The organism is Halalkalibacter alkalisediminis (assembly GCF_028610705.1).
In the GTDB taxonomy this organism is placed as follows: domain Bacteria; phylum Bacillota; class Bacilli; order Bacillales; family Bacillaceae_D; genus Halalkalibacter; species Halalkalibacter alkalisediminis.
In genome coordinates, this window is sequence record NZ_JAQQWT010000055.1 from 1 (window position 1) to 16042 (window position 16042).

The window sequence follows — 16042 nt, forward strand, 5'->3', positions numbered from 1 at the left end:
AGTCTACTATTAGGTGTGAGAGTAATTTTGAGAATACGTAAGTATTCAGGAGATATTTTAACTTTATAGAGGGAGGTTATCTATACGTAATTTTTTGTAGATGAATATCTTACTAAGAGAAGATAGTATTTGGAGGGATTACAATGACAGAAGAATTGATAACACCCTGGGATTTAACTGGAGGGCTAGGAGATTCCCACGTGCCTACTTATATAGAAAATATGGCAGATGTTGTTCTTACACATTATGACCTTAAGGTAGGTGAACGGACTGTAATTGCCACTAAGGCCGATAAAGGAGGGCTCATTTGGAAAATTGAAACCGATCGTGGACCCTTTAGTTTAAAAGTGTTACACCGTAGTCCTGAGAGGAGCTTATTCAGTATTGGAGCACAGGACTATTTAGTTCACGAAAAGAAAGCCCTCGTTCCCCCTATTTTCAAAACAAAGACGGGGGAAAGTTTTGTCGAAATGGGTGGAAAGCTTTGGTTTGTGGCTGAATGGATCACCCTTACAGAAGCATCAAAGGACTTAATAGGAGCGCAACAACTTTGTGCAGGATTAGGTGAATTCCATCGACTTTCAAAAGGCTACGAACCACCGTATGGTGCCGAAAAGCCCTCTCGTCTTTTTCGTTGGCCGAGCAAGTATGAAAAGATGATTACAAAAATGACCTGGTTTAAAGATATTGCCAATGCTTATCCTGAACAGACGGCTAGTCCAACTATTCTTTCAGCCGTAGATTTATTTGAAGCACAAGCACGTAAATCTTTAACTCAATTAGAAGAATCTACTTATTTTGAATTAATTAAGAAAGGAAATCAAGAATGGGGCTTGGTTCACCAAGATTACGGTTGGGCTAACGGACAACTCGGTCCTGGAGGCGTCTGGTTAATTGATTTAGATGGGGTCGCATATGATCTACCCATACGAGATTTACGAAAGTTGATTACTGGCCAGATGGAAGAATTAGGAATATGGGATGTTGATTGGATGAAAGGAATGATTGAAGCCTATCACGAAACCAATCCAATTGAACCAGATTTGTTTGATTTACTAATTATTGATATGACTCTACCAAATGAGTTTTATTTACAAGTAAAAGATATCGTTTATAATCCACTTACATTCATGGATGAAGAACTTGATTCTATCCTCAAGCAGATTATCAATAATGATCCATCCAAATGGCCAGCTATAGAAGAACTGAAAGAATGGAAAGGAGCCATCACCTAATGAAAGTCCTAATGATTTGTACAGAAAAGCTTCCAGTTCCAGCGGTTAGAGGAGGGGCGATTCAAACGTATATTGACGGGGTTACTTCTTTATTGAGCAAAGATCATGATCTAACTATTTTGGGAACAACAGACCCGTCTCTACCTGAAGAGGAGATAGTAAATAACATTCACTACGTTCGAAAAAAAGGCGGTCTTATTGAAACGTATAGAGAAGGCATTATTGAATTTTTAAAAGATAACTCTTTTGATGTGATCCACGTTTTTAATAGGCCTCGGTTAGTTCTACCCGTTAGAGAACATGCTCCAGATGCTAGAATTATCCTCAGCATGCATAATGATATGTTTAATCCAGATAAAATTGACCACGACGAAGGTGATGCAGCTGTTGATAATTTAGATAAAATCATCACTGTTAGTGATTACATTGGAAAAACTATCTCTGACCCATTCCCTAATGCTCTTCCTAAGTTAAAAACGATTTACTCAGGTGTAGATATCGATCGTTTTGTTCCACCTAACTCAGAACAAGCCCAGAATATGCGCATGACCACTCGCCGTGAACATGATTTAATGGATAAAAAGGTTATCTTATTTGCCGGAAGACTATCTCCAAACAAAGGTATAGATGTTCTAGTAAAAGCAATGCCAGAATTGGCAAAAGAACATCCAGAAATAGCTCTTGTCATTGTAGGAAGTAAATGGTTTAGTGTCGATGAAGTGACAGATTATATTGGCTATGTTCGTGCAATTGCAAATAGAATGCCTATTCCTGTAATAAACACAGGCTTCGTGAAAAATATAGAAATTCAAAAGTGGTTCGCAGCGGCGGATGTTTTCGTTTGCCCCTCACAATGGCAAGAACCTTTAGCTCGAGTCCACTATGAAGCAATGGCCTCTGGTCTTCCTATATTAACCACAGCACGTGGCGGTAACCCTGAAGTCATTGTCCCAAATGAAAATGGTTTTGTCGTTGAGAGTCCTGAAGATCCACAATCGTTTGTACCGCTGCTTTCAAAACTTCTTTCAGATCCTGAATTATGTATGCGTTTAGGGATGAACGGCCGTAAAATGGCTGAAGATCGCTTTATTTGGAGCCGTGTTGCAAATGATATCCTCTCTGTCTGGGATGAAGTGGAGAACCGAATTAAAAATGGAATTAGTTACACAGACATTGGGGCAATGAACGATAACAGTGAATCGGTTGATTCTCCTATTGAAGAGATTATTGAGGAGATTAATGAACAAATTCAGTCCAATGAGGAAACATCGCTGACAGCACCTACTGAGCTTCTTAAAGAACAAGAACCAATAGAAGAAGTCATCGACGTTCTAAATGAGCAATTGAATGATTCTACTACCGAAAATGTGGCAGAAACTAATCAACATCATTTAGTTAATGAGGGAACGGAAGAACCCGAGACAATTACAGAAATCATTGCTGACATTCACGAACAAATGGATGATACCGTTTCTCCTCTTCCAGAAGTCGTTACAGAAGAACCAGAAACGATTGAAAAAGTCGTAGAGGATATTAACGAACAAATAGTCACACTAGAAAACGAATCCTCTCTTGAAATCGTTGAAAAGGTAGTTGAAATTAAACCTCAAACAAAACAAGAAAGAATCAAGAAGCTTTTCTTATTAGAACTTAATAAGAATAATAGCTTAATGGACATCATTCAATCTATTATCGAGAATAAACAACGGCAACATGCTAGTGAAACCTCTATTGAAATAAAAGACTTCGTCGAACAATTAGAGAAGCTTTTAAAGGAACAAATGGCACAGCCTCAAAAGAAAAAAGAATTCTTTGAAGCCGTTAATGATCAAACAACCGCAAAATTATTTACAAAGTTAGCTAACAACAGAGGTAGAAAACGATATGCTAAGTAAGACAGTATTTTTAGGATTCTGGCCCCTTTGGAGATGGGACATAATTCATACCCACTTTTTTATCTCTCAAAAACATTAAACAAAAAATTCAACCTCATTGGACATAATCCAATGGGGTTGAATTTTTATCTGATTTACGCTCCATATATCCATTTAATATACTCTATTTCCTGCTTCAATCCTACTTTTAAACCAACGCTTGGATGATAACTTAATAACTTCTCTGCTTTTTCGATATCCGCCCAAGTGTGCTTAGGTTCTCCGATTGCCTGTTGAACAAATTCAACCTTTACTTTCTTATCAAGCAAAGTGTCTAACAAAGAAACAATCTCAAGAACCGTAGCACGTTCCTTTCCACCGATATTAATTGTCTCACCTATCACATGATCAGCATATGCAACTTCCGCTGTTGCCTTGGCACAATCTTTTATATAAGTAAAATCACGGGATTGCTGACCGTCTCCATATATTTGAATAGGCTTATCTTCCAACGCTCTTTTTATAAATTTATGAAAGGCCATATCGCTTCTTTGTCTTGGCCCATACACCGTAAAATATCGTAAAATGACTGCAGGAACACCGAAGCTTTTCCGATAAACATGACATAAATATTCTCCAGTTAACTTTGTAATCCCATATGGGGATAAAGGTTCTGGTTTGGCATTTTCGGAAACCTTTCCTACTTTCTCTCCATAAACAGAAGAAGTGGAAGAATAAATAAATTTTTTCAAAGAAACTTTTTTACACGCCTCAAGTAAGCGCTGAGTAACAGCTATATTATTTCTAACATAATCCGAGAAATCAGGCCCCCAACTTGAGCGAACACCGGGCATTCCTGCAAGATGATAGACATAGTCTATTCCACTTAATAACTTTTCCCAATTAACTATCATTAAGTCTTCATTAATAAATGTGAATCGTGGATGATTAAAAAGCGTGAGCAAATTTTTATGTGTGATTTCCTTAGGTGTTGGGCCTATAAAGTAATCAACACCAATAATGTTTACTTTTTCATTCGTTAGAAGTTCTTCACAGAGATTGGATCCAATAAAGCCAGCTGCACCGGTTACTAGTATATTCATGGGCGAGCCACCCCTAAATAGGTAAAACCATGATGCTTAATGGTTCTTGGACTTAGACAATTTCGACAATCAAGTATCGTTTCACCCTTCATTTTCTCTTTAACTAAGGCCCAATCAGCTTGCGTAAACTGCTTCCATTCAGTAGCAACAATTAGAACGTCTGATCGCTTAACAGATTCATACATTTCCTTATAGTTCGTTACTTGTTTATCAACAGTCACAATCGGGTCAAACACATGCACTTCGCACCCTTCCTCTATCAGTTGATCAATCAACTTAAGGGCTTGAGAGTGACGTGTATCATCAGTATTAGGTTTGAAAGACGCCCCCCACACCGTTATTCTCTTGGTTGGTAAGTTTGTTACTTTACTCTTTAATTTCTCTACATAAAGATCAATTAAGCTATCATTGATTGTTTTTGCTGCCTTTAATAGATGAGGAGTAATGCCTTGTTTTTGGGCTTGGTGTTCCATTGAGGTTAAATCTTTAGGTAAACAAGATCCACCATAGCCTAGACCTGCTTGGAGAAAATGAGGTCCAATTCTAGGATCCGTTCCAAGTCCTAAAGCGACATCCATAATATCGACATCATAAGCATCACTGATTTTAGCGAGTTCGTTAATAAAGGAAATCTTTACAGCCAAAAACGCATTAGATGCATATTTAATCATTTCTGCCCCGTTTAAGCTTGTAATAATTAAAGGAGCTTCGATTTGTTGATATAATTTTTGTAATGTTGCTACTGGCTTCGGTTTATTTACACCGATTACAATTTTATCTGGGTGTAATGTATCATAGATTGCCGTGCCTTCACGTAAAAACTCTGGATTTGACACGACATCAAAATTCTCAGCCGAAACCCCTTTTTCTAGTAACTTTCTCTGAAGTTTATTATTAGTACCAACTGGGACTGTACTCTTCGTAACAATCGTTTTATAGGAATCTATTAAAGTCGACAGTTCATCGGCTACAGCTTGATAAAAACTAAGATCAGCCATCCCATCTTCAGAAAGTGGTGTCCCTACTGCAATAAAGATAATTGAACTGCTCTTAACAGCGTCACTTAACTGACTAGTAAATACTAAATTACCTTTCTCTTTATATTCAATAATGAGCTCTTCCAATCCTGGTTCATAGATTGGAACCTTGCCCTCTAATAACATTGAGATTTTCAACTCGTCGTTGTCAACACAATGGACATGATGTCCAAAGCTGGCTAAGACAGCAGAGGTCGTTAGTCCTACATAACCTGCTCCAATTACACAAACATCCATAGCTCCGACTCCTCTTTATAAAAATAAAATGTAATTTTTATATCTTATTAACCTAATCGAAGTTTAGTGAGTATGTACCTGGTAAATAAGCATTTGACTACTAAGCCTATTCTTAACAGCTAATATCTTCCCCCGGAATAGTGACAAAAATGGAGGGCTAATTAAGTATGGAATGACGAATATACGAAAAACGACAACAAGCCGTCTCAAACCTTATGGTGTTGAGTCGGCTAATCTTCTCCATTCAATGGTAATCATTCAATTTGAAAAATCTTGATCTTATTTGTCTTTGTTCCTTTTCCATAATATGAAAAGCATTGTCACTATTAGTAACTTAATAGATAAAGCTACTATTAACATTATTTTGTCACTAACCAAAACATTTCCCTCCTTAGCTCCCCCTTAGCTTTATACTACACAAATAGTGAAAACCCTCTAATCTTTTTCAATTTGAAGCTGATTACCTAGTTAGATTAGCAGACATTCATCAATGATCCTATTCCACTTTAATTAAGAATTCCATATAGGATTTCAATTAACTAATAATGGAATAGTCCAAAACACATTTAACTTTTTTACTTTCATTACTCATTTTATCCTTTAATTGATGCAGTTTTAGGTTTATATAGGAACCGTGTCAATAGGCATGAATCCTTTCTAAGAAAGAGGATATCGATATGTAGGTTAATTTAAATGATAAAGCAGTATTAGAAGCTTGTTACGAGGGGGTGATGGTTAAATTTGTGGATAGACTTTTAAAAGCAGAGCTAGACTTAAGAGGCATTACAACCTTACTAAGAAAAGGTTAACGATCTTTTCTGATTAACCCTTTTCTTAAATAATAGCTTGTTTCTTTTCTTCGTACCTCTCATGATTCGTATTTAAACCCCTATTAAATTAAAACATAAAGCATATTTTATCTAATTATGAATATCATGCTAAATATGCCCTAAAGGTTTGAGTATATATGTTTATTTGGCATAGAAACGGGATAAACTAATAAGGAACCATTCAATCACTTAAGAAGTTCTGAAATGATGATTTTGCTTCATTGTCAAAAAGAGGTACTATTAAACCATGAGAAGCATGTTATAATTCCTTAAAGGAGCTGATTAGTATGAGGAAATTCCAAGTTGTCGTTGAATTTATTAGCGGACAGAAAGTTGATTTCACTACTAAGTCAGATATTAGAAAGGAAATGTTTCGCCAAAAGATTGACGGTGAAGACTGTATCGTCACGGACGATAATTTTGTATTGAACATCGCTCAAATCAAAGCGTTAAAAGTAAAAAAAGTTAATCGAAATACTGCATGACAAATAACAGGAACTTCAAAGGACTTAAAGATGAGTAATTGTCTTTAAGTCCTTTTTTACATGATTCAAAAACCTCTACAAGCTGGTCAATTTCTATCAACTTAGAAGGTAACGTTTGGGCTTCCTTTTCTACTATCAAAGCTCTCATTAACCTCCTACAAAGCCCAATCGCTGCAACGGTGGGCCTTTTCTTATTGCATTCGTTTAATTTCAGCTAAAAAAAGGCAAGATTCAACAAAAACAGATAATTATCTGACATGAATAATACTTACACTTTTTGTCTATTATTAAATTACATGGTTCATACCGAAAAACATCTCGCGAATAGATTATGTCTAACCATGTAAAGAAAGCCTTCACGATGATGGTAGTGAGGGCTCTTTAGGCATTTAAACGAATATATTCGTTTATAATCATCCATTTGTAACCAAATTGTAACAGAATTCATCCAATTTTTTGCTTTATAAACCGAAATAACTAAGTTAAAATTAAAATCGTGTCTAAATAAAATAACAATTCCTATGTAGTTTAGAAAGAGGTATAAATAATATGTTCAAAAATTTAGATAATCAATCCATGTTAGAAGCTTATTACAAAGCTATAAGATTAAATTTAGACATAGACTTTATTGCCATTTTAAAAGAGGAATTAGATCAAAGGGGCATTTATACAAAGCCTATAGAAGTTCAAATCGCAAATAGATCGATATAATTTAATTTTTCTTTTTATTCTTTTCTTCTAGTTCAGCTAACCATCTAATATAATTTAATTCTTTTATCGTTAATTTTCTCTTTAATTTCTCTTTGAAAAAACCTTTTAATTTCCGTGCTCTCCTGTTGTTTATCAGTTTTCTCACTCCCTTTTCAAAATAATATAATATAATTCCGATAAACTGACAAGGGTTTATATTGGAATTATCTTACATACTAATTTTCAAAGTCCAACTTAGTAGCCTTGACACGATGCTGTGTGGTTTTTATTGTTTTTTAATAAAAAATAAGCGACACCTCTTGGGTAATGGTGTCGCTTATTAATTCCGTGACTGGAGGAGATTTACACAACTCATGTAGCAACCTCTAATATAGTATATAATTTTTAAAGAAACGTGTTATTAAGTTCGCGTACAAAGTAGCCTGTTTTGGAAAAGCTATTAACTCACAGTATAAAATAAGAGAAAGCAAGGTGATTAAATGATTTTCATAAGCTATTAACACAATGATAAAAAATTCGTTGGAGTTATTCCTCATGATTCAAGAAAAGAGTTCGGAGAAGATAAGATTTTCTTTGATGGCTAGTCCATTAAACCCGTTCTTCTTTGTAATAAAAAGCAGAAATCCGATTAACGACTGATAAATCATATGTAAGCGTTTAATATAACCTGCTCATCAGTCATAAACTAGCCACAAGTTGGTTTTAACTCCTCTTCTCACATCATGAAATTCATTAGTTACAGTAACAGAAGCCTCCCCTTTTGATTCACCAATCTTAACCATTGTTTGTTCCATTTCTGCATCATCCTTACTTGCTTTCTATATCGACACCATTAGGAACAATGAATAATTCACCTGCTCCGAAAAGGATCTCTTGTTTTTTGTGTCTGGTATTTATTTCACCCTTTCAAATTAATTGTGTACTATTGATTTTGTTCAGTGACTTGTTCATTTTCATAAAATACAAACCCCCCCCACTCATGAGTTGGGAATTTAAAGTTTTTTGATTGCTAACTTTACTAAATGGACGATCATTGACTTTTTTTGAAATCAAATCATTCAATATGTAATATGGGATACGCTCTGTCACTGGTTTACTCATTAATACCTCTCTCCTTTCGTTGTGTAATACTGCCAATCATGTTTTTAAAAGTAACCTTAAGACAATAGTGCTATCCCATTTAATTTGAGCAATAGTGTAGTTGTTACGTGCTTCAGTTCCCATTGCTGCCATGTGATTGTTGTAAGTGGAAGTAAATATATGCTATTAATTCTGATAATGATAAATAACCCTTAATTGATTGCATAGCGTCCCCCTCTAATTATCAAATTAAATACACCAAAAAAAGAGTCCCTATTGAAAATTATCAATTAGGCACTCTTAATTGGGTCACTTTTCGTTTAAAATGGTCACCTAAAACACTATTAAAGCCATTTTCAAATCTACCTATTATCAATCGTCTCAGGATACAAATCATGATTCATCAAGCGATATTCTGCCATCTTTTCATATTTCGTTCCTGGTTTCCCATAGTTCGTGTAAGGATCAATACTAATTCCACCACGTGGTGTAAACTTTCCCCATACCTCAATGTAACGTGGATCCATTAACTCAATTAAATCATTCATAATAATATTCATACAGTCTTCGTGGAAATCTCCATGATTTCGGAAGCTAAATAAATATAATTTCAACGATTTACTTTCAACCATTTTCACATCAGGAATGTAACTGATGTAGATGGTAGCAAAATCTGGTTGATTCGTCTTCGGACATAAAGAAGTGAACTCCGGACAGTTAAATTTCACAAAATAATCACGATTTTGATGTTTGTTATCAAACGCCTCAAGGACAGAAGGGTTATATGAAAAATCATACTGTGTCCCTTGGTTCCCTAATAAACTTACCCCTTCTAACTCACTCTCTTTTCTACCACTCATGTTGAAACCTCCTAAATTTAAACCCCGCGTTTATTTCCCCAAATAAGGGTGTGTAGTTGCGGTAAGACTTTTGCGTCATTCATAATAACGGACTGTGTTGCTTTTTCAATTAGCCATTCGTAGCGCTTTAATAAACTTGAAACTAAAGATGCATCATCTGTTGAAGACACCTCTTCATTTCCAATTTGCAAGTAAAACGGGACAAAAGGATAGCGCTTATGAATCAATTCTGCATAATCAAAATCGGCATCATTAAAAACAACGACTTTCAAACTCACATTCCGATCTTCAAGCTGCTCCATATAATGATCAAGTTTATCGTAGTTTGTTTCCATCTTCGAGCTCGGTGGCTTGGGTGAAACAGTCACATCATCAATCTTTTTCATCCACTCTTGCCAAATCGAACCTTGTGTCTCAATAGCTACCTTCCAGCCTTTTTGATGACATATCTCGATTAATTCATCTATCCCTTTATGAAGGGCGGGATTCCCACCTGAAATCGTAACGTGAGAAAAACGCTCTCCACCTATACGTTCTAACTCGCTGACAATATCAGCAACTTGCATTAAATTACTTCGAGTCGACCCATCCCAAGTAAACCGGGAATCACACCATGAACACGAATAATCACATCCACCTGTTCTTACAAACATCGTTTTTTGACCAATGACCATTCCTTCGCCTTGAATCGTCGGTCCAAATATCTCCATTACCGGTACTTTCATGCTATATCCTCCGGCTTTGGACGATAAACAACGTAACTAGTTGGGGTCTCCCTCACAACCACTTGTAGACACTTTGGTTGGTGTACTAATGTGCTCAGTTCTTTTTGGATAGCTGTCCAAATTTGTTCCGCTACACGCTCCGTAGTTGGATAAACGTCTTTATATTCTGGATGATCATTTAATACGCTATGATCATAGCGCTTATGAACAATCTCTTTAATTCGTTTAAAGTTGATAAGGAAACCAAGCTCATCAAGTTGATCCCCACCAATTGTAATATTAATAAAATACGTATGACCATGCATATGCTGGCATTGTCCTGCTTTACTGTCAGGAATAAAATGAGCTGCCGCTAAATGCATATCTTTATTTAACTCATAGCGAAAATTATGTGGAACTTGCGGATAGAATTGCTGTATCATTGGCTAACACCTCCTTGCTTCATTTCAAGGTAGGTGTTCAAACCTAGCTTTCGTAGTTCGCATGAAGGGCATTCTCCACAACCATCTCCACGAATTCCGTTATAACATGTTAGTGTTTTTTCTCTAACAAAATCAAGCGCATTTAGCTGATCGGCTAATTTCCAAGTTTCGGCTTTATTAAGCCACATTAATGGAGTATGAATGACAAATTGTTCATCCATCGCTAAATTCAACGTTACATTTAATGATTTAACAAAACTATCACGGCAATCAGGATAACCGCTGAAATCCGTTTCACACACACCGGTAATAATGTGACGAGCGCCAATCGCTTGTGCATATACAGCTGCAAACGACAAGAAGAGATGATTACGTCCAGGAACAAATGTCGACGGTAATTCTCCATTCTCTCCTGCTTTCACTTCAATATCATGTCGTGTTAAAGCATTTGCCGATAATTGATTAATAAGCTTCATATCAAGAACATGAAAGGAAACTCCTAATTCTTCAGCAATTTCACGTGCACATTCTATTTCATCGTAATGGCGTTGACCATAATCAAAAGTGACGGTTGCCACTTCCTTAAATTGTTCAAGCGCCCATAGAAGACATGTCGTACTATCTTGACCACCACTAAATACGACTACAGCCTTTTCATTTCTCATGTCTCATTTCTCCTTTTTGCAAAGCTATGGATGAGATTATCCCAACAAAGCTTTTTTTGAAGAAAGAGCATTCGATCACTCCTATAGGGTATATCCGTGTTCCCCCATACATATTACTAATCAAAAGGGAGTTGCAAGTCTAATGAGACTTAACAAAACTGAATACTGTCTATAAACGACAAGAAAACTGTACATTATGTACAGCTACCACCTTAGTTTTTTATAGAGGGAGTTTGCGAACCTCTTTTCTTTTATCCATATAGTATAATAGCATAAGCAGATTCAAACCGCTATCCTTTTCACTTGCTCTTAATATTGATAAAATGGAAAGGAATGTTACTACATACATACAGAAATGAGGAATGGTTATATGTCGACCTTTCAAGAAAAGCTGGAAAAGTACGCAGAGCTTGCGATTAAAGTGGGAGTGAACATCCAAAAAGGGCAAACACTGGTGGTTCGTACCCCTCTCTCAGCTGCAGAACTAGTCCGCATCGTAGCTAAAAAAGCCTATGAGGCAGGAGCAAAAAATGTTCATGTGGAATGGAGCGATGAAGAACTGACTAAAACAAAATTTGATTTAGCTCCAGATGAAGCCTTTCATGAATTCCCTGAATGGGTAGCAAAAGGCTACGAAGAAATGGCGGAAAATGGCGCAGCCTTCTTAAGCATTACTGGATCAAATCCTGATCTTTTAAAAGATGCTGACCCTGAACGTGTCTCCAATGCAAACAAAGCTAGCGGAAAAGCAATGGAAGGATTCCGTTCTTATATCATGTCAGATAAGATCAGCTGGTCTATTGTCGCAGTTCCTTCTGAAGGCTGGGCAAAGAAAGTATTTCCTGACGTTTCTGAAACAGAAGCAGTTGAAAAGCTTTGGGATGCGATCTTCGCAGCAACAAGAATCCATCAAGAAGAGCCTTTAGCTGCTTGGCAGGAACATTTAGAAAACCTTGATGGCAAAATGAAAGCATTAAATGAAAAGCACTACCATGCTCTACATTATACAGCTGAAGGAACGGACTTAGTTATTGAACTTCCGGAAACTCATTTATGGGTAAGTGGCGGTAGCGTGAACAAAGATGGAGTTTCTTTCGTAGCGAATATGCCAACAGAAGAGGTTTTTACATCTGCTAAGAAAACCGGTGTAAATGGTACCGTTTCGAGCACGAAACCTTTAAATTATGGTGGGACCCTTATCGACAACTTCTCCCTAACGTTTAAAGATGGAAAAGTAATCGATTATAAAGCTGAGCAAGGATACGAAACGTTAAAACGTTTATTAAATACAGATGAGGGATCAAGCTTCATTGGTGAAGTAGCCCTTGTTCCACATAAGTCACCTATCTCTGACACAAATATTCTTTTTTACAACACTTTATTTGATGAAAACGCATCAAACCATCTAGCACTAGGCTCTGCCTACGCATTCTGCATTGAAGGCGGAAAAGAAATGAGCAAAGAAGAACTTGAGAAAAATGGCTTAAACACAAGTCTTACACATGTTGACTTCATGATGGGTTCTAGTGACATGAACATTGATGGCGTTTACGAAGATGGCAAGCGCGAGCCGATCTTCCGTAATGGGAATTGGGCGTTTTAATTTAATAACACCATCAAGAGACCTCTTTTTCTATAAAGAGGTCTTTTTTGGGGGGTTTTAGTAACCCCTAATTTCAATCAATTAATTAATTTTTTTATTTATCGATCATTTTGCATGTAATTCTGTTTAACACTAGCTACTATTTAAGAAGGCGTTCCATCGTTTATAGGTTCAGTTTGTTTATAGCAGGAACTTTCTAGCTCAAGTCATTCTTATCCGAAAGCATTCTCCTTCCTTTAATTACCTTTGTTTTCTTATATGTTTGGGAAAGACTAACAAAAAAGGAGGGATAATGATGACAGATCCATATTTATGTCCGAATTGCAAGACCAATCGTTCCCGTTTTAATCTTATTCAGCAAGTGGTCACACCTGTAAAGATTGATGCTAAAAATGGTGACATTGTTGAACAATATGAAAATAATGACGCCGGTCCTCTCCACATGCCCTATCGTGGACCAGAACTACGCGTTCAATGTGCTACATGTGGGCTGATTGAAGAAGAAAGAATGTTTATTAAAAGAGCGCAACAACAACAATAGGAGCCGACTGTGGGCTCCTATTTGTCTAATTCAAATAATGAAATAGCTTGCTTTCCGATTAAGAAACTTCCAATTGCATACGCTTCTGCTTGATCTCTTATTTTCATTGCCCGTGTTGTCGTTCCATTATACACTTGCAAGTTGTATGGCTGGTACGCCGGCGGCTCTTCAAAGGATGTATGAAGAAATTTAGCCGTCTCAGCAAGACCATGATTCCCTCTGTACATCACCTCATAAAATGAGATAAAACCATGCATCACTCCATTATACCGAATCGTTTCCACTGGCACACCATGTTCAGCCAAACGCTTAGCATAAGCTTCTCCTTCATCTCGTAAAGGATCAAATTCAGCTGTGATAATGATAGCAGGAGGCAAATCATATAAATGATCGGCTTCAAGTGGTGATGTGTAATGGTGAATCCATAAAGATTCATCTGGTGTATACGTATCACGCGCTCGCATCATTACGTTCCTTGATAATAAATAATACCCGCTATCATACTTCAACCTTGAGTCGAACTCAATGTCTTGAAATGTCGTTAAAGGATACAACAATGCCTGCGCTTGAATGTCAGGGCCATTTCGGTCTCTAGCCATTAAGGTAACAACCGTTGCAATATTTCCACCTGCACTGTCCCCTGCTACAGCTATTTTAGATTGATCTCCACCCCATGCATCGGCGTTTTCATAAGCCCAATTTAAAGCATCATAACTATCTTCTATTGCTGCTGGGAATGGATGCAGAGGAGCAACACGGTACCCTACTGCAATCACAATACTATTTGTTCGAGCAGCTAGTGACCGAACAATATTATCATGTGTATGAATGCTTCCATACCCCTCCATGAAGGCTCCGCCATGATAATAAAGGATGATCGGATGTGGACCTTCTGCGATAGGTCTATAAATTTTTGATTGAATACTACTACCATCGGATACTGGAATATCAACCATTTCACTTGTGAACCGAGGGACACCACTCGATGAAAAGAACTTCGGTGCTTTCATATCGGGAGTCACGAGATTATGATGTACGGCATGGAGAAGAACTGCTGTTTTTGGTGGAACCTTTCCTGCTTCAGTATGACCCCAGTAATGGACAAAAAGAATGACTGTGAGTGAACTCATGATAAAACCAAGTGACGCAACCATTGACCAAATGCCTAATTTCTCAAATACTCTCTTCACTGCGCCACCTCCAGTATATTTTTATTATATCAAAAAAGGTTTCGACACGTAAGAGATTATTTCAATATTTTCTGCATTTTTACACAATTCATATGATTAAGGTATTCACTTGGTTGCTTGTCCGTAAACGAGCTGTCATGATCAATTCTGCCAATTTGTAGAGATAAATTCGTCTCTGCCTGAAATTTCACGATCCTTTTTGTATTCCTTTGGATTCTTCTTATGAAAATCTTGATGATACTCTTCAGCCGGATAAAAAATGTTTGCTTCAAGGATTTCCGTTACGATCGGTTTTTTAAAACGTCCACTTTCTATTAGTTGCTGCTTTGATTCTTTCGCTGCTTTTCTTTGTTGCTCATTATGATAAAAAATGGCTGTACGGTACTGTGGACCTCGATCATGGAACTGTCCATCTGGATCTGTTGGGTCAATTTGTGGCCAATAAAGAGAGAGAAGCAATTCAAAAGAAAATGTTGAAGGTTCAAACGTAATTTGAACGACCTCATAATGACCACTTTCTCCACTTTTTACTTGTTCATATGTAGGGTTCTCAATATGACCACCCATGAATCCAGATTGAATATCGATAATACCTGGTTGTTCGTCAAAAGGCTGAACCATGCACCAAAAACATCCCCCTGCAAATGTAGCCTTCTCGTACTTTTGTTCTGGCATTCTAATCGCCTCTTTCAATGATAATAGTTATTAGTATAGCATGATAGAGAGCTTTTTGAGCGATTTTTGCTTCCTTAAGAAGAGCAATCTCTTTTAGACTACAGTGACCCTGTATTACTCTCTCCCCTCAACGGTTATTCATTCAGAATTTACATGATAGGTGATAAATTAGGCAAAAGCCCAAACCATGTGAGGGCTCCTGCATAGGATAACAGTGGATTTTCATTTAAAAGGAGGACTTAAATATGCATTATCAAAACGCGAATCAAGCAGAACATAATCGTCCACAAATGATCTCGGTTGTTGATCCCTTTGTCGTTCAAACCCTTCAATCTGTCATGGGTACACATGTTGTAATCGAAACTACAAGAGGAAGCGTCCGTGGTACTGTTTGTGATGTAAAACCCGATCACGTTGTTATTGAAGCCAACCACACATCATTTTTTGTTCGTATTCAAGAGATTGTTTGGATTATGCCTTCTTAATCCAATCAAAACTCTTTATTGTGAGCAGATTAAGAAATTAATTAAACCTCATAAATTGCCCGTATGAACAGACCTTTAAAATACTTAAGCTCGCTTTAAAGTGAATGGGTTAATATCCATCTTTAAAGAGGGCTTTTTTCTATGTTAGTAGTATCCATAAAATGGTTGTTACACACGTATGTTGATTAAATAGATTATCTATATTTTGCCACTAGTGTTGCACTAAAGAGATTTCAATATTAAAAATACTCAAAATGTTCAATTACTTAAATCCGTGCATAAAA

At 36.8% G+C, this 16042-nt stretch carries 16 protein-coding genes and 1 riboswitch; of the genes, 7 read left to right on the forward strand and 9 right to left on the reverse strand.

All coding sequences use genetic code 11. From position 1 onward, the window contains the following. Window positions 1-143 precede the first annotated feature (143 nt). Window positions 144-1235, forward strand: a complete 1092-nt coding sequence (locus PQ474_RS24350) for a CotS family spore coat protein (protein ID WP_273848170.1) — start codon at window positions 144-146, stop codon at window positions 1233-1235. Further along, window positions 1235-3130 carry a glycosyltransferase gene (locus tag PQ474_RS24355; protein ID WP_273848171.1) on the forward strand — a complete coding sequence of 632 codons (1896 nt, stop codon included), beginning with the start codon at window positions 1235-1237 and terminating at the stop codon, window positions 3128-3130. Before PQ474_RS24350 ends, PQ474_RS24355 begins: the two co-directional genes overlap by 1 nt. A 134-nt stretch (window positions 3131-3264) precedes the next feature. Here the strand turns inward: PQ474_RS24355 and PQ474_RS24360 are convergent, their stop codons facing one another. Then, complete coding sequence (locus tag PQ474_RS24360) at window positions 3265-4212, reverse strand: NAD-dependent epimerase/dehydratase family protein (RefSeq protein WP_273848172.1); 948 nt, start codon at window positions 4210-4212, stop codon at window positions 3265-3267. Further along, window positions 4209-5486, reverse strand: coding sequence for a UDP-glucose dehydrogenase family protein (locus tag PQ474_RS24365; RefSeq protein ID WP_273848173.1), 1278 nt, complete (start codon window positions 5484-5486; stop codon window positions 4209-4211). Before PQ474_RS24365 ends, PQ474_RS24360 begins: the two co-directional genes overlap by 4 nt. A 1117-nt stretch (window positions 5487-6603) precedes the next feature. On the opposite strand from PQ474_RS24365, the gene PQ474_RS24370 reads away from it, so the two are divergent. Both PQ474_RS24370 and sda read left to right on the forward strand, forming a co-directional pair. Continuing rightward, on the forward strand, window positions 6604-6801 hold the full coding sequence (locus tag PQ474_RS24370) for a hypothetical protein (RefSeq protein ID WP_273848174.1): 198 nt from the start codon (window positions 6604-6606) through the stop codon (window positions 6799-6801). Between the two features lie 549 nt (window positions 6802-7350). Continuing rightward, window positions 7351-7512, forward strand: a complete 162-nt coding sequence (gene sda / locus PQ474_RS24375; RefSeq protein WP_273848175.1) for a sporulation histidine kinase inhibitor Sda — start codon at window positions 7351-7353, stop codon at window positions 7510-7512. Window positions 7513-8418: 906 nt separating this feature from the next. On the opposite strand, the gene PQ474_RS24380 is transcribed toward sda, so the two are convergent. The 5 genes from PQ474_RS24380 to queC all read right to left on the reverse strand — a co-directional run bounded on the left by PQ474_RS24380 (window position 8419) and on the right by queC (window position 11264). Next, on the reverse strand, window positions 8419-8613 hold the full coding sequence (locus tag PQ474_RS24380; RefSeq protein ID WP_273848176.1) for a hypothetical protein: 195 nt from the start codon (window positions 8611-8613) through the stop codon (window positions 8419-8421). A 341-nt stretch (window positions 8614-8954) separates the two neighbouring features. Next, on the reverse strand, window positions 8955-9452 hold the full coding sequence (gene queF / locus PQ474_RS24385; protein WP_273848177.1) for a preQ(1) synthase: 498 nt from the start codon (window positions 9450-9452) through the stop codon (window positions 8955-8957). A gap of 17 nt (window positions 9453-9469) precedes the next feature. Next, window positions 9470-10177, reverse strand: a complete 708-nt coding sequence (queE, locus tag PQ474_RS24390) for a 7-carboxy-7-deazaguanine synthase QueE (protein WP_273848178.1) — start codon at window positions 10175-10177, stop codon at window positions 9470-9472. Then, a complete protein-coding gene (queD, locus tag PQ474_RS24395; RefSeq protein WP_273848179.1) occupies window positions 10174-10599 on the reverse strand; it encodes a 6-carboxytetrahydropterin synthase QueD in 426 nt (141 codons plus the stop codon). The genes queE and queD overlap by 4 nt, the downstream gene beginning before the upstream one ends. After that, window positions 10596-11264 carry a 7-cyano-7-deazaguanine synthase QueC gene (queC, locus tag PQ474_RS24400; protein WP_273848181.1) on the reverse strand — a complete coding sequence of 223 codons (669 nt, stop codon included), beginning with the start codon at window positions 11262-11264 and terminating at the stop codon, window positions 10596-10598. Before queC ends, queD begins: the two co-directional genes overlap by 4 nt. A gap of 206 nt (window positions 11265-11470) precedes the next feature. Next, window positions 11471-11514, reverse strand: a riboswitch (PreQ1 riboswitch). 120 nt (window positions 11515-11634) lie between these two features. Here queC and PQ474_RS24405 point away from each other — a divergent pair. Both PQ474_RS24405 and PQ474_RS24410 read left to right on the forward strand, forming a co-directional pair. Continuing rightward, complete coding sequence (locus PQ474_RS24405) at window positions 11635-12867, forward strand: aminopeptidase (protein ID WP_273848182.1); 1233 nt, start codon at window positions 11635-11637, stop codon at window positions 12865-12867. Between the two features lie 295 nt (window positions 12868-13162). Continuing rightward, window positions 13163-13408, forward strand: a complete 246-nt coding sequence (locus tag PQ474_RS24410; protein ID WP_273848183.1) for a DNA alkylation repair protein — start codon at window positions 13163-13165, stop codon at window positions 13406-13408. Window positions 13409-13425: 17 nt separating this feature from the next. Here the strand turns inward: PQ474_RS24410 and PQ474_RS24415 are convergent, their stop codons facing one another. Both PQ474_RS24415 and msrA read right to left on the reverse strand, forming a co-directional pair. Beyond that, window positions 13426-14562: an alpha/beta hydrolase gene (locus PQ474_RS24415; RefSeq protein ID WP_390187198.1), complete on the reverse strand. Its 1137-nt coding sequence runs from the start codon at window positions 14560-14562 to the stop codon at window positions 13426-13428. Between the two features lie 177 nt (window positions 14563-14739). Beyond that, window positions 14740-15273 (reverse strand): peptide-methionine (S)-S-oxide reductase MsrA, encoded by a 534-nt coding sequence (msrA, locus tag PQ474_RS24420; RefSeq protein ID WP_273848185.1) that lies wholly within the window; start codon window positions 15271-15273, stop codon window positions 14740-14742. A 245-nt stretch (window positions 15274-15518) separates the two neighbouring features. Here msrA and PQ474_RS24425 point away from each other — a divergent pair, with 245 nt between their 5' ends. Beyond that, entirely contained in the window at window positions 15519-15758 is a 240-nt protein-coding gene (locus tag PQ474_RS24425; RefSeq protein ID WP_273848186.1) for a YuzF family protein, read from the forward strand. Window positions 15759-16042: the final 284 nt, after the last annotated feature.

What these genes read in the sequence shown, in the direction of transcription:
- PQ474_RS24405 (WP_273848182.1), top strand. Translation starts at nt 11,635, where the DNA reads ATGTCGACCTTTCAAGAAAAGCTGGAAAAGTACGCAGAGCTTGCGATT.
- PQ474_RS24425 (WP_273848186.1), top strand. Translation starts at nt 15,519, where the DNA reads ATGCATTATCAAAACGCGAATCAAGCAGAACATAATCGTCCACAAATG.
- PQ474_RS24355 (WP_273848171.1), top strand. Translation starts at nt 1,235, where the DNA reads ATGAAAGTCCTAATGATTTGTACAGAAAAGCTTCCAGTTCCAGCGGTT.
- queD (WP_273848179.1), bottom strand. Translation starts at nt 10,599, where the DNA reads ATGATACAGCAATTCTATCCGCAAGTTCCACATAATTTTCGCTATGAG.
- PQ474_RS24380 (WP_273848176.1), bottom strand. Translation starts at nt 8,613, where the DNA reads ATGAGTAAACCAGTGACAGAGCGTATCCCATATTACATATTGAATGAT.
- msrA (WP_273848185.1), bottom strand. Translation starts at nt 15,273, where the DNA reads ATGCCAGAACAAAAGTACGAGAAGGCTACATTTGCAGGGGGATGTTTT.
- PQ474_RS24415 (WP_390187198.1), bottom strand. Translation starts at nt 14,562, where the DNA reads ATGGTTGCGTCACTTGGTTTTATCATGAGTTCACTCACAGTCATTCTT.
- queE (WP_273848178.1), bottom strand. Translation starts at nt 10,177, where the DNA reads ATGAAAGTACCGGTAATGGAGATATTTGGACCGACGATTCAAGGCGAA.
- queC (WP_273848181.1), bottom strand. Translation starts at nt 11,264, where the DNA reads ATGAGAAATGAAAAGGCTGTAGTCGTATTTAGTGGTGGTCAAGATAGT.
- sda (WP_273848175.1), top strand. Translation starts at nt 7,351, where the DNA reads ATGTTCAAAAATTTAGATAATCAATCCATGTTAGAAGCTTATTACAAA.
- queF (WP_273848177.1), bottom strand. Translation starts at nt 9,452, where the DNA reads ATGAGTGGTAGAAAAGAGAGTGAGTTAGAAGGGGTAAGTTTATTAGGG.
- PQ474_RS24360 (WP_273848172.1), bottom strand. Translation starts at nt 4,212, where the DNA reads ATGAATATACTAGTAACCGGTGCAGCTGGCTTTATTGGATCCAATCTC.
- PQ474_RS24350 (WP_273848170.1), top strand. Translation starts at nt 144, where the DNA reads ATGACAGAAGAATTGATAACACCCTGGGATTTAACTGGAGGGCTAGGA.
- PQ474_RS24365 (WP_273848173.1), bottom strand. Translation starts at nt 5,486, where the DNA reads ATGGATGTTTGTGTAATTGGAGCAGGTTATGTAGGACTAACGACCTCT.
- PQ474_RS24370 (WP_273848174.1), top strand. Translation starts at nt 6,604, where the DNA reads ATGAGGAAATTCCAAGTTGTCGTTGAATTTATTAGCGGACAGAAAGTT.
- PQ474_RS24410 (WP_273848183.1), top strand. Translation starts at nt 13,163, where the DNA reads ATGACAGATCCATATTTATGTCCGAATTGCAAGACCAATCGTTCCCGT.